The following is a 12,268-nucleotide window of genomic DNA, read 5'->3' as shown; positions in this document are numbered from 1 at the left end:
TGTTTCACACGGTTTTCCGCTGTGGCTCCTTGGTTCCCTTTGTGGGGGTGGGGGTTGTGGTGGTGTTGGGTTTCCGTGGTGGTTATGGCAGAGGGGTTACACCCGGTAACTTTCCGAACCCGGTCGTTAAGTCCTTGTGCGCTGATGGTACTGCCCTGTGGTGGGGTGGGAGAGTAGGTCGCTGCCACGGTTTTTCTTGGGGGGTCGTCCTTGACGGGGCGGCCCCCTTTTTTTGTGTGCCGGGGTTTGTGCGTTTGTGAACGATGGGGTGTGGGGGTGGGTGCGTGGGGTGGGTCCCCCCGGTTTCTAGTTAAGCGTGGGTGGGAGGTGGGGTGCTATCCCGTGTTGTGGACCTGTGGACAACCAACGGGCCACCTCCCAGCCAGGTGCTGTGACCTCACGGCGCCTTCGGTGCTGGGGGACTGGTCACCCCTGGGGAGGGCGTTCCGGGGGTACAGATACCGTAAGCTGGGGGGACAAATACTTGATGCGCTGCCGCACCCTACGCTGGCGGCGCTTTTGAATGTTGACGGACGGGTTGATGACTGAGGACAGCCGATCGGGAGACCGCGAGGATTCCGGAGCCAACGACCGTAGCGGCAACCGTTCCGGGAGGCCCGATGGTCGGGGACGCGGCGACGGACCCCGCTCCCGTTCCGGCTATAGCGGTTCCCGGGGTGAGAGGGGACGCGGCGGCGACCGGCGCGATGACCGGCGTGGTGGCTTCCGGGGTCGGGATGACCGGCGGGATGACCGTGGTGGTTACCGGGGTCGGGATGACCGGCGGGACGATCGTGGTGGCTTCCGGGGTCGGGATGACCGGCGGGATGACCGTGGTGGTTACCGGGGTCGGGATGACCGGCGGGACGATCGTGGTGGCTTCCGGGGTCGGGATGACCGGCGGGATGACCGTGGTGGTTACCGGGGTCGGGATGACCGGCGGGACGATCGTGGTGGCTTCCGGGGTCGGGATGACCGGCGGGACGATCGTGGTGGCTTCCGGGGTCGCGATGACCGGCGGGATGACCGTGGTGGTTACCGGGGTCGCGACGACCGTGATCGCCGTGAGGGCCGTCGCGATGACCGGCGTGGTGGTTACCGAGACCGGCGTGATGATCGTCGGGGTGGTTTCCGTGGCGACCGGCGCGATGACCGTGGCGGCTTCCGGGGTCGCGACGACCGCCGGGACGACCGATCCCGTGATCGTGACCGCGACCCCGCGGACATCGCGCCTCCGCTGCCGGAGGCGGCCACCTACGAGCAGCTGGATCCCGAGACCAAGCGTGACCTGAACTCGCTGCCGAAGTCCCTGGCCGAACTCGTGGGCAAGCACATCGTTGCCGCCGGCCTGCTGCTGGACGAGGACCCGGAGCGGGCGTACGGGCACGCGGCCTTCGCTCGCCGCAAGGCTTCGCGTGTACCCGGAGTCCGTGAGGCGTCGGGTGTCGCGGCCTACACGGTGGGCAAGTGGCAGGAGGCCCTCGCCGACCTGCGAGCCGCTCGTCGGATGAGTGGTCGGGACAGCTTCTTGGCGATCATGGCCGACTGCGAGCGTGGTCTCGGCAGACCCGAGCGTGCGCTGGAGATCGGCAACGACCCGGCGGCCGCGAAGCTGGACGCCGCCGATCGGATCGAGCTGCGCATCGTCGCCTCCGGGGCCCGACGCGACATGGGTGATCTCCAGGCCGCCCTGGTCGAACTCCAGGTCCCAGAACTCAAGGAACGCCGCGCGCGGCCGTGGATCGCACGGCTCTTCTACGCCTACGCCGACGTCCTGGAGGAACTCGGCCGCGAGGACGACGCTCGCGAGTACTTCGCGCGGGCGTCCGCGGTGGACCGTGAGGGCGTCACCGACGCGGACGAGCGCCTCGCCGCCCTGGAGGGTGTCGAACTCGTGGATGTCGACCACGACGGCATCATCTGGACGGACGCCGAAGAAGCCGAGGAGACCGACGACGAGGAGCGGGACTGAGGCCGCTCGGTGGGGCTCGGGTGCATCTGGGGGTGCTGCCCGAGTCCCACGACTCGGTGGTGTGCCTGACGCTGCGGGGCGACCGGCTGCTGATGGTGCGCCACCGGGATCGGGCCTGGGAGTTCCCCGGCGGACACGCCGAACCCGGGGAGGACGTCCACGACACCGTCGTGCGTGAGGTCCGGGAGGAGGCGAACGCCACCCTCGGGGAGGTGTCCGTGCTGGGGTACTACGTTCTGGCCAGCGGGCACGTCACCGTGGTCACCAGCGCCCAGGTCGTGGACGTCGCGCCGTTGAGCGGCGACTTCGAGACCGTCGAGGTGCGGGAGTTCGCCTACCTGCCCGAGGACCTGTCGTGGTCCGATGGCCTGTACGCCCATCTGCTCACGGAGCTGGAACTTCCCTGACGAAGGTGTGCTCGCTGCCCACGAGCCGGTATCCCAGTCGTTCGTTGATCGCGAGCATGGGCGCGTTGTCCGTGTGGTTGCCCGTGTAGGCACGGGTGAAGCCCTTCTCCCGCGCACGGTGCAGAGCGGCGGTCTTGGCATAGCCGGCCAGCCCCAGGCCCCGGTACTCACGGAGGGTGCCGGTCATCGCCGACTCCATCCGGGCCCTGCGGTCTGAGACGTAACAGGTGATGGCCACCGGCCTGCCGTCGAGCAGCAGGACCAGGCTCAGGTCCAGGTCGTAGAGAGGGTGCCCCCACACTTCTGCGTACCAGTTCTCGAACGACGCGAATGCAGGTGCTTCCCCGGGTTCGTCCGCGCTGGTGAGGCGGTCGAGCTCGTACAGCGCGCGCGGATCGAGCTCGTGCCACGTGCGCAGCTCCGCGCCGACGGGCGCGGCCGGAAGAGGCGGCAGGTTCTGGAGGTCGAGCCCGAGGATCTGGTGGGTGTCGACCACCTCGCTCCCGCCGAGGAGTTCGAGGAGAGCCTGACCGTCGCGCTGGACCGCCTCTTCGGCCGCCGTCACACGCAGACTCCGAGCGCCCCGCTCGACCAAGCTCCGCTCGGAGGCGGTCAACAGGTCCGTGCCCGTCCCGTCCTCGCCCGCGATGAGCAGGGTGGTACCGACCCCGTCGCGCAGCACCGAACGGACGTGCCCGGTAATCCGGCCGTCCTGCACACGGACCAGGGCGCGGTGGTCCGCGCCGGGTGATCCGTGTTCGAGGCGCCAGCCCACGGCCTCCTCGGACACGACCAGAGCGGGGAAGGCGTCGCTCAGAAGACGGTGGGCCTCGGGGACGTCGTCCGCGGTGAGCTCTCGGATCGTCATGTCGGGCGACCCTAGTGCGTCACTCCCCGGGCCGCATGTCCTTTTTCTCGGCGCGCTCGGCCTCCAGCCGGTCCAACCAGTGCACGATGCCGGACACGTTGGTCTCCGCTCCCGCGAGCGTGTCGAGGACCTCCGGACCCCCGGCGGGCATCGGGGCGTACCGGGTCATCACCTTGTCGCGGACCATGGCGATCGCGTGGTCCAGGTCGCCGACGGTGCCGTGGGACTCGCGTACGGTCTCCACCCACACCCGCAGTTCGGCCTCCGCGCGCTCGATCGTCTCTTGAACCGACTCCGCGGCACCGAAGTGGGAGAACATCAGCCGTCGCGGTTCGATGTCGCCGAACAGTCGCAGGGTGCGCAGGCACGCGTCCAGGTCGAAGTCCGGGGGCGGGGTCGCCGGTCGGACGTCGCCCGTGAGCGGGTTGTACACCCCCAGGGCGTCGCCGACGTAGAGGTCGCCGTTGGCGGTGTCGACCAGGCCCATGTGGTGCTTGGCGTGTCCGGGGGCGTAGTGCGACACCAGGCGGCGGCCTCCGCCCAGATCGATCTCCCCGGTCTCGCCGACCGCGCGGATCCGGGGCGCCTCGGTGGGGCGCATGTGCCCGAACAGGGTCTCCAACCGGTCGCCCCAGACCATCGCGGCGCTGCTCATCAGCCGACTCGGGTCGGCCAGGTGCCGGGCGCCGCGCTCGTGGACGACGATCTCCGCGTCGGGGAACACGGCCGCCATGTCGCCGGTGCCGCCCGCGTGGTCCAGATGGATGTGCGTGACGACGATGGTCGCCAGGTCCTCGGCGGCCAGCCCCAGGTGGGAGATCGCGCGGTGCAGAACGGGTGCCGACCCGGCGGTGCCGACCTCGACGACGCATGGTCGTTCGGATCGGATCAGGTAGGCCGACACCACGCCCGGGTACCCGGCGAGCATCGTGTCGATGGCGAAGACGTCGTCGCCCAGGTGGGTGATTCCCTCGGGCAGGTCGTTCACGTCCACAAGCACTCCTGTCCGGTCACGCGGCTGAGACCACCGACTCTAGGACAGGTCGTCCCTGACGGGAGGGAGCAGGGGGAGTTGTCCACAGGTTCGAGATGGGGCTTTTCCTTCGGCTCAGGCCACGCGAGCCTGGAGTTAGCGCACTTCGGGAAGGACGGTACATGGGCCAGCGGACGACCCCCGCGCGGGCGGGGCATCGCAATGAGATCGTCGTGGCGGGGCGCATCACCGGCGAACCCTCGGTCCGGGAACTGCCCAGTGGGGACCGGATCGCCACCTGGCGGATCTGTGCGGCCCGCACGGACGAGTCCAGGTTCCGGGGACACCGCTCCGACTCCATCACCTGTGTCAGCTTCGACCCCGGTGTTCAGGAACGGGTCCGTGCCTGGAGGCTGGATGAGGTCGTCGAGATGACCGGGGCACTGCGCAGGCGTGTCCGGCGGGTCCGTGATGGGGTGCGCGCCATCTATGAGGTGGAAGTGCGCACGGCGGAGCGGGTGGGAAAGAAGGGGGAGGAGTCGTGATCGGGTCACCAACCCAGGTGGTTCAGCGCCTCGTGTACGGACGGGCCGGTCGGGTCCACCGTGTCGTCCGCCCACGCCGCCGCGCACAGTGCGCGCAGCCCGTTCAACCGGTCTCCGGTTCCCTCCAGGCGGAGCTCGCCGCCGTCGGTGCCGGCAGTCCACCCCTCGCAGCGGGTCCGAGTTCCCTCCCGGACCACGGCTGGGTGCGTCTGGTTCATCCCCGACACGTCCCAGGCCAGGTAGCGTGGGCGCTGGTGCGCTGGTGCGGCCAGCGCGTCCAACGGCGTGGCCACTCCCGACAACACGAGCATCCCGGCGGCCCCGTGCGTCGTGGCGCCCTCGATGTCGGTGTCCAGGCGGTCGCCGACGATCAGCGGATTGCGGGCTCCGGTGCGCAGGATGCCCTCCTCGTGCAGCGGGCGCATGGGTTTACCCGCGATGATCGGCTCCACGCCGGTCGCGTGGGCGATGACTCGAACGAAGGAGCCGTTGGCCGGGGTGATCCCCCACTCGTTGGGTGCGGTGGCGTCGGCGTTGCTCGCCACGTACAGCGCGCCCCGGGCCACCGCGAGCGCGCCTTGGTCGAGGAGGTCGCGGGACATTCCGCGCGCGTATCCCTGCACCACGGCCACCACCGACTCCGTCGCCACGGTGACCGGCCGCAGCCCCATGCGCCGGATGGCCTGGCGCAGTCCGGTGTCGCCCACCACGAGCACGTCCGACCCGGTCGGGAACCGATCGCGTACCACACGTGCCGCGGCTTCGGCCGAGGTCACGACGTCCTCGGGGGTGGCGGTGACGCCGAGATCGGTGAGGTGCTCGGCGATCCGGGCGGGGGTTCGCCCGGCGTTGTTGGTCACGAACGCCACCCGTGCCCCCGCCGCGCGCGCCTTGCCCACGGCCTCCGGTGCGCTCGGCACCGCACGCGGACCGATGTAGACCACGCCGTCCAGGTCGAGGAGCATCGCGTCGTACAGCTCCGAGAGCGGGCGGTCGGCGGCGAGCAGGGACATGGCGGGGCACCCGTTCCGTGCGATGGGAGTGGACGTGTCCAGGCTACGGGCGCCGGGGTGAGCGGGGCCGCCCGTCCCCGGTGTGCGCTGCGTCGCACTCGTCAGCGGTGTCGGGGCAGCCACCCCGTCGCGAACTCCACGGCCCGTGGCAGGGAGAACAACCGTGCCGTGGCCTGGCCCACTCGCCCCGTCGTCACGGCACCCGTGCCCTCGAAGGCCGTTCCCAGGTGTTCGAAGTCGCTCGCGTCCAGAGCCACGTCGTCGTGGGTGACCCACGCCCGCCGCCCCTCGGTGGTCATGACCGCGCACGAGAACTCCTCCTGGGCGGGCCGGGGCAACCGGTACTCCGCGAGGTGGAAGGCCGTGCAGGACGCGTACCCCGTCCCGAGCAGCAGGACGCGGGCGCCGGCCCGCTCCAGCCCGGCGAGCGGGGAGCGTTCGCCCAGTCGGCAGTCCTGCGCGTGCTCCGACATGAGTCGGCCGGCTTGGGGCCCCAGGGCGGCGAAGGAGGTCTGCGGGTGTGTGCTGCGTACCGCGCCGGGCCATGTGCGCAGGGTTTCCGCGATCCGCCCCATGGCCAGGGTCGGGGTCACCCTCGCGTCGAACGGTGGCGACTCGGCTCGGATGACCGGCCACCAGTCCTCGGGGACGGGTGGGTGCGTCCAGGTCGCGGGGTCGGAGTTGTCCATGGTCTGGGTCGGTACGGTGACGGTTCCCCGTGCGCCGAGCACGTCGGTCAGTGCGTGGACCACCGTCGGTGCTCCGCCGCACACCCAGCCGAGGGAGCGGAGGGAGGAGTGGAGCAGGAGGGTGTCGCCCTCTCTGACGCCGAGAGCGGATAGGTCTCGGGTGAGCGAGGACCGGGTCAGGGGGGAGCGGGGATTCGTGGGCCGGGGGACGGTCATGGGGTCCTCGGCTTTCGTTCGGTCATTCCCCACGGCGGGGGACGACGGTACGGATGTGGGTGTGGTGGACCGCAGGGTCATGGTGCGGCCGACACCGTCGCGCCGGCCGTGTCCCGTGGAACACGATGGTCACCATGTTCCCGATCAAGGCTGTGGCGGCGGGCCTCCTGGCCGTCGCCGCCACCTTCCTCAGCGCCGCTCCCGTCGCGGCCGACACCAGGTCCGCGGTCTCCTCCGGTCCGCTGACGCCCGAGACCGTGGACGCCTACGTGGGTGGCTATCTGGACTCCTCGCCGCTGCCCGGCGCCACCGTCGCTGTCACCCGGGGGTCGGGGGTGGTGCACACCGCCGGGTATGGCACCGACTCCCGGGGCGAGCCGATGACCGCCGACACCCCCATGGGCGCGGCCTCGGTCAGCAAGGCCTTCACCGCGCTCGCCGTCATGCAACTTGTCGAGGACGGGGAGATCACGCTCGACGACCCGGTGGTGGCGCACCTGCCCGAGTTCACGACGGCGGACCCGCGTTCGGAGGACATCACCGTCCGCCAACTGCTGACCCACACCTCCGGGATGGCCGACAGCACCTTCGCGGAGAAGGGGGCGCCCGTCCCCGACGACCTGGAGGGTGCGGTCGCCCGCCTCGCCGACGTCCGGTTGGCCGCCGAACCGGGGACCGAGGAGCACTACCACAATCCCAACTACCACGTGGCGGCACGCATGGTGGAGGTCGTCGGGGGGCGACCCTTCGACGAGTTCCTGGACGAGCGCACGTTCACACCCCTGGGCATGGACGCCACCACCACGGTGGACACCGCCGACGAGGTGTTCGAGGCGGGTGTGGCACGAGGCCATATCTCGATCCTCGGCCGAGCGGTCCCCATCGTGGAGCCGGAGAGCTACTTCAACGGCGCGGGCGGAATGGTCACGACCGCCACGGATATGGCCCGGTGGCTCATCGCGCAGAACAACGGGGGAGAGGGCGCCGACGGTGCCCGTGTCCTGTCGGGGGAGGGGGTCGACACCACACACACCCCTCTCGCGGAGGACGGGCTGGGCGAGAGCACCGCCCTGGGCTGGAACACCCGGGACACACCGGCGGGGACGCCGATGCTGTCGCACGGTGGTGTCCAGTTCACGTACACGGCCTACCAGGCGCTGCTGCCGGAGAGAGGGTACGGGATCGCGGTGATGGCTCCCACTGGGCTGGGCAGCTCCGATTCCTACGCCCTGCTGTCGGGGCTGGTGGCCCTCGCCGTTGGCGAGGAGCCCACCGACCCGGCCGGAGCGGTTCTGTTGGCGCTCGACCTGGTCCTGGTCGCCCTGACGGGGCTCGCCGTCCACCTCGGGTACCGGGGGGTGCGGCGTGCCGGGGTCTGGGTCGAGGCCGCCCGAGCTCGCCCCCGGTGGCGTACCGCGGTGCGTCTGCTGCCGGGCCTGGCCGTGATCCTCGCCGCGGTGTTCGTGAATCGTCTCCTCGGGCTGTTGGCCCAGAACCGTCATGTCACTTGGGAACAGACCTTCTACGTCATTCCCACCGGGTTCACCCTGTTGGTGGTCGCCGGGGTCGCGGTGGCCGGGGTGTACGCGGTTCGTGCGGTGCGGTGGGCGAGCTCGATCCCGCGTCGGGGGTGATCGTGGTCCGCACTCGGGGGGTGGGCGGAGCGCGATGGTCAGGGCAGGACCCGCATGACCAGGCCGCTGCGAGGTTTGGGGCCGAACGAGGTGGACTTGCGCGGGGTGAGTTCGCCGTGCTCGGCGACCGCGTACACCTGCTCCACGCTCAGTGGGGGCACGATGACGGCTGTGCCCTCCCCCTGGCGGGCCGCCTCGATCGCCTCGGCGGAATCGTCGTGCACCATGCGCACGCGGTGGTCGGGGATGTCCCACAGGGGGAGGAGCACGTGGTGCAGTGCGGTCGTGGGCAGCTCCCGGTAGGCGTCGGACCGCGAGGGGGCGGCCTCCGCCAGACGCCGCGGGTTGAAACCGGACACGAGGTGGAAGCCGCCACTCGGGTCGGCCAGGAGCAGGGCCGGGTGCTTCGCCTTGGCGAGGGTCCGCTCGGCTTCGGGGAGGCAGGAGGCGTCCAGGCGTTCGACCCGGGCCACCGACCGCGCGGACTCGGCCGCCTGGTCGGCGGTCAGCTTCGGCACGACGCGGTGGATGGCGTTCAGGGCCGGGGGATTGGCGTCGCTGTCCACGAGGTAGGCGAGGCCGTACGCCCATCCCGGGTCGTCGCCGTACTCGTGCATTCGCTGGTAGGCGGCGTAACGGTGGTGGCCGTCCGCGATCAGGGCGGTGCGGGGGGCGAGGTCGGCTTCGATCTCGGCGTGGGTCGCCGGGTCGGTCATGGCCCAGAGCCGGTGCCGGGTCCCGTCGGCCGTGTGGGTTTCCACCAGCAGTTCCCCGTGATTCCCCGCGTCCTCGGTGATCTGGGTGGCCGCACCGTTCCCGCCGGGGTACAGCAGGAAGATCGGTTCGAGGTTGGCGCGGGTGCTGGACATCAGCAGGGTTCGGTCGCCCACCGGGCCGTGCTCCACCTGCTCGTGCGGTCGCACCGGGCCGGGCGCGGTGGACGAGGGCAGGCTCAGCGCGCCGATGAGCCCGCGTTGGCGGGTCCCGTCCACGGTCACCTGCTCGTACACGTACAGGGCGGCTTCGGGGTCCTGGGCCAGCACACCGTCGTCGATCCACGTGTTCAGGCGTGCGGCCGCCTTCTCGTAGATGAACCGTGCGGGTTGGCCGCCGCAGCTACCGGGCATCGTCAGGTTCAGCTGGTAGGGAACCGTGAGGTAGGCGGCGTTGTGTGGGTCCGATCGCAGGAGTTCGAGCGTCTCCTCCGGGCCGGGGATGTCATAGGGAGGAGCGAGGAGGTTGGCGACCTCGAACTCACCGGAGTCGAGGATCCGCCCGACGTCCAGGTCCGTGTAGCGCAGCCCTCGGAAGGGAGCCAGTGCGAGAGGTTGGCGTGGCATCTCAGAACGGTACCGCCTATCCACCGGTGTGCCGCCTGGTCGGGGCGTCATCCCGATCCGCTCGGCCCGCGGGGGAGGCGCTACATCAGGCGGCGCATACGCAGCAGGTCGCTGATGCTGGCGTCCACCCTGACGCGGCGGGTGAGCAGCGCACGGGCGTAGTCCATCCGATCCTCCGCCAGCTCGACCAGGTCGGCGCTGCCCACGGTCACCCGCACCTGCGGGGAGGGTGCCGTCTGGTCGGAGGGGCGGTGGGTGATGTCCACGAGACCGTCCAGGGTGAGTCGCATGTCGAACACCGTCGACAGGTCCGGGACCACGACGCTGACCGAACGTTCGCGGATGTGCTTGCGGCGTTCGGACTCGGGTTGGGCGATAATGCGTTCGTTCACCCTCGCGATGCCGGCCAGGCACGCCTCGATGCTGCTCATGGCCACATGATGCCCTATCCGGTGCGCGTTGGGGCCTGCCGTCGCGAACGGGACGAAAGGCGCCGCCTCCCGGGTTCCCGTGCGATCGGGGCCCGCGCCCCGGTAGCGTTGACCGCGACCCCCCACGTCGCGCCGCGGCTCCCCCGCCCCGTGCGCCCCTCCCCTTGCCCTTCCTTCCACGGTCCCATCAAGGAGCACGTGAAACATGGTCGTCGACGCGGTACGCACCTATCTCGATGCCGCCAGTGGCCTCACAGAGCTGTCGCGTAAGGAGGCCGTCGCGGCGGCCAAGGCGCTGTTGCGAGCCAGCGGTACCGCCGCGCCGGAGCGGGCGGGTGGCGAGGCGCTGCCGCCGAGGGTCGGTCAGAACATCCAGGCCTTGGCGGGGGAGCTCATCGAGACCAGTCAGGCCAACCGTGCCGCCATCGCCGCCCTGGTCCGGTCCGAGGTCGAACGGCAGTTGGAACGGATGGACGTCGTCCCCCGGGGGGAGCACGACCGCCTCGCGCGTCGGGTCGCTGAACTCGAACGCCGTCTGGCCGCGCGCCACCAGGTTTCCGAGCGGGTCTTCGCGCCCGTCGAGGCGGGCCCGGAGCCTGGTCCCGGACCCGACGCGATCGCCGCCCCGGGACCGGAGACCGCCCCCGTCGAGGAGGCGGTCGCTCCCGAACCGCGACCCGAGCCCGCAGATGGGGCCTCCGTCGACACCGAGTCTCCGGTGGCCGACGACTCCGCTTCCGAAACCGAGGGGGACCCCCGGGAGCGGCAGGACTCCGGGGAGGAGCGGTCGGAGGCTGACGGTGGTGCCGAGCCCCAGCCCGCCAAGACGGGGGGTGCGACCGGCAAGGGGCGTTCCACGGCCAAGGGCGCCGCGAAGTCGACCACGCGGTCCAGCCGTGCGCGCTCGACCGGTAAGAGCGCCGCGAGCAAGCGGACGACCAAGGGCAAGGGAACCGCGAAGAAGTAGCGCCGACACGAGTAGGGGAGAGTGATGACGGACCCCACGGAACAGGCCGCGGAACTGGCCGAGCGGACCCTCACGAGTACGCGCGAGCGGCTGGCCGCGTTGGACGGGCTGCCCACCGCCGAGCACGTCGGTGTCCTCGACTCCCTGCACCAGGAGTTGTCGTCGGTGCTCGGTGCCCTGGACCAGGACGCGAACGCCCCCGCCGGCCCCCGGTATCCTAGGTGACCATGGCAAAACGCAGTCGGCTCGACGCGGAACTCGTCCGCCGCGGGCACGCACGCTCCCGCGGCCACGCCGCCGAGATCATCGAGGGCGGGTACGTCCGTGTGGCCGGGATGGTGGCCTCCAAGGCCGCCACCCAGGTCGGCACCGATCAGCCCATCGTGGTGCGCACCCCCTCGGAGGAACCGCCCTACGTCTCCCGGGGCGCCCACAAACTCATCGGTGCCCTGGACGCGTTCGCTCTGGACGTTTCCGGTCGGCACGCGCTCGACGCGGGGGCCTCCACCGGTGGGTTCACCGACGTGCTGCTGCGACGTGAGGTCGCGCGCGTCACGGCGGTCGACGTCGGTTACGGGCAGCTCGCCTGGTCCCTGCGCAGCAATGAGCGTGTGCGGGTGATGGAGCGGTGCAACGTCCGTGAGCTCACGCCCGAGCGGATCGGTGAGCCCCGCCCCGACCTGGTTGTGGGCGACCTGTCGTTCATCTCGTTGACCCTGGTCCTGGCTCCGCTGCGTGACTGCGTCACCCCTGACGCCGACTTCGTCCTCATGGTCAAGCCCCAGTTCGAGGTCGGCAAGGAGCGCGTCGGGGCCGGTGGTGTGGTCCGTGACCCCGCCCTGCGAGCCGAGGCGGTCACCCGTGTCGCCGAGCACGCGCTCGGACTGGGGTTGGGCACTGTGGACGTTACCGCGAGTCCGCTTCCGGGGCCCTCAGGCAATGTCGAGTACTTCCTGTGGATGCGCGCGGGTGCGCCGCCCTTGGATCCTGATCGGCTGGCCCGGGCGATTGACGAGGGGCCCCGCTAGGGCGTGTTCGGTGGATGCTGCTCGTCGCGGGGTGGGGACCGCGCCGCAGGCGTTCGTTGAGGGCGGTGGAGGGCGACGGGCGGGCGTCCCCAGAGCGGTTCCGGCGAGGCCGGAGAAGGGGTTTCCCCGCCGTGCCTGCTTCGTAAGCTCAACGGCGTCGCGCGGCGGGGCCCGCCCGGGCCGAC

At 70.8% G+C, this 12,268-nt stretch carries 14 protein-coding genes and 1 rRNA gene; 9 read left to right on the top strand and 6 right to left on the bottom strand.

What is annotated here, in order from left to right; all coding sequences use genetic code 11:
* Positions 1-74: 74 nt before the first annotated feature.
* From rrf to KIK06_RS12355, 4 genes are all read left to right on the top strand, one after another.
* Positions 75-190: ribosomal RNA gene (rrf, locus tag KIK06_RS12370) — 5S ribosomal RNA — on the top strand.
* A 430-nt stretch (positions 191-620) separates the two neighbouring features.
* Positions 621-1,292 (top strand): hypothetical protein, encoded by a 672-nt coding sequence (locus KIK06_RS12365; RefSeq protein ID WP_268643253.1) that lies wholly within the window; start codon positions 621-623, stop codon positions 1,290-1,292.
* Positions 1,293-1,321: 29 nt separating this feature from the next.
* Positions 1,322-1,972, top strand: a complete 651-nt coding sequence (locus KIK06_RS12360; RefSeq protein WP_268643252.1) for a hypothetical protein — start codon at positions 1,322-1,324, stop codon at positions 1,970-1,972.
* A 20-nt stretch (positions 1,973-1,992) separates the two neighbouring features.
* Complete coding sequence (locus KIK06_RS12355) at positions 1,993-2,379, top strand: NUDIX domain-containing protein (RefSeq protein WP_268643251.1); 387 nt, start codon at positions 1,993-1,995, stop codon at positions 2,377-2,379.
* On the opposite strand, the gene KIK06_RS12350 is transcribed toward KIK06_RS12355, so the two are convergent.
* Both KIK06_RS12350 and KIK06_RS12345 read right to left on the bottom strand, forming a co-directional pair.
* Entirely contained in the window at positions 2,357-3,247 is an 891-nt protein-coding gene (locus KIK06_RS12350) for a GNAT family N-acetyltransferase (RefSeq protein WP_268643250.1), read from the bottom strand. The two genes, KIK06_RS12355 and KIK06_RS12350, sit on opposite strands and share 23 nt — an antisense overlap.
* A gap of 19 nt (positions 3,248-3,266) precedes the next feature.
* Complete coding sequence (locus tag KIK06_RS12345) at positions 3,267-4,241, bottom strand: MBL fold metallo-hydrolase (protein WP_268643249.1); 975 nt, start codon at positions 4,239-4,241, stop codon at positions 3,267-3,269.
* A 161-nt stretch (positions 4,242-4,402) separates the two neighbouring features.
* On the opposite strand from KIK06_RS12345, the gene KIK06_RS12340 reads away from it, so the two are divergent.
* A complete protein-coding gene (locus KIK06_RS12340) occupies positions 4,403-4,765 on the top strand; it encodes a single-stranded DNA-binding protein (RefSeq protein WP_268643248.1) in 363 nt (120 codons plus the stop codon).
* 5 nt (positions 4,766-4,770) lie between these two features.
* On the opposite strand, the gene KIK06_RS12335 is transcribed toward KIK06_RS12340, so the two are convergent.
* The gene (locus tag KIK06_RS12335) at positions 4,771-5,778 is read right to left on the bottom strand and encodes an HAD-IIA family hydrolase (protein WP_268643247.1); all 1,008 of its coding nucleotides are present in this window, start codon (positions 5,776-5,778) and stop codon (positions 4,771-4,773) included.
* Positions 5,779-5,879: 101 nt separating this feature from the next.
* Positions 5,880-6,683 carry an aminoglycoside N(3)-acetyltransferase gene (locus tag KIK06_RS12330; RefSeq protein WP_268643246.1) on the bottom strand — a complete coding sequence of 268 codons (804 nt, stop codon included), beginning with the start codon at positions 6,681-6,683 and terminating at the stop codon, positions 5,880-5,882.
* A 134-nt stretch (positions 6,684-6,817) separates the two neighbouring features.
* On the opposite strand from KIK06_RS12330, the gene KIK06_RS12325 reads away from it, so the two are divergent.
* Positions 6,818-8,317 (top strand): serine hydrolase domain-containing protein, encoded by a 1,500-nt coding sequence (locus KIK06_RS12325; protein WP_268643245.1) that lies wholly within the window; start codon positions 6,818-6,820, stop codon positions 8,315-8,317.
* A 38-nt stretch (positions 8,318-8,355) separates the two neighbouring features.
* On the opposite strand, the gene KIK06_RS12320 is transcribed toward KIK06_RS12325, so the two are convergent.
* Positions 8,356-9,657 carry a DUF1015 domain-containing protein gene (locus KIK06_RS12320; RefSeq protein ID WP_268643244.1) on the bottom strand — a complete coding sequence of 434 codons (1,302 nt, stop codon included), beginning with the start codon at positions 9,655-9,657 and terminating at the stop codon, positions 8,356-8,358.
* Positions 9,658-9,737: 80 nt separating this feature from the next.
* Positions 9,738-10,088, bottom strand: a complete 351-nt coding sequence (locus KIK06_RS12315) for an SCP2 sterol-binding domain-containing protein (RefSeq protein WP_026128256.1) — start codon at positions 10,086-10,088, stop codon at positions 9,738-9,740.
* 205 nt (positions 10,089-10,293) lie between these two features.
* Here KIK06_RS12315 and KIK06_RS12310 point away from each other — a divergent pair, with 205 nt between their 5' ends.
* From KIK06_RS12310 to KIK06_RS12300, 3 genes are read left to right on the top strand one after another with little or no spacing between them, the layout of a single operon-like run.
* The gene (locus KIK06_RS12310) at positions 10,294-11,055 is read left to right on the top strand and encodes an accessory factor UbiK family protein (protein ID WP_268643243.1); all 762 of its coding nucleotides are present in this window, start codon (positions 10,294-10,296) and stop codon (positions 11,053-11,055) included.
* A gap of 24 nt (positions 11,056-11,079) precedes the next feature.
* On the top strand, positions 11,080-11,280 hold the full coding sequence (locus KIK06_RS12305; RefSeq protein WP_026128255.1) for a hypothetical protein: 201 nt from the start codon (positions 11,080-11,082) through the stop codon (positions 11,278-11,280).
* A gap of 2 nt (positions 11,281-11,282) precedes the next feature.
* On the top strand, positions 11,283-12,083 hold the full coding sequence (locus KIK06_RS12300) for a TlyA family RNA methyltransferase (RefSeq protein WP_026128254.1): 801 nt from the start codon (positions 11,283-11,285) through the stop codon (positions 12,081-12,083).
* Positions 12,084-12,268: the final 185 nt, after the last annotated feature.

It is taken from the genome of Nocardiopsis sp. EMB25 (assembly GCF_026797795.1).
Classification (GTDB): Bacteria; Actinomycetota; Actinomycetes; order Streptosporangiales; family Streptosporangiaceae; genus Nocardiopsis; species Nocardiopsis lucentensis.
Note: the sequence above shows the minus strand (reverse complement) of the source record. Positions and strands in the feature narration are given on the sequence as shown.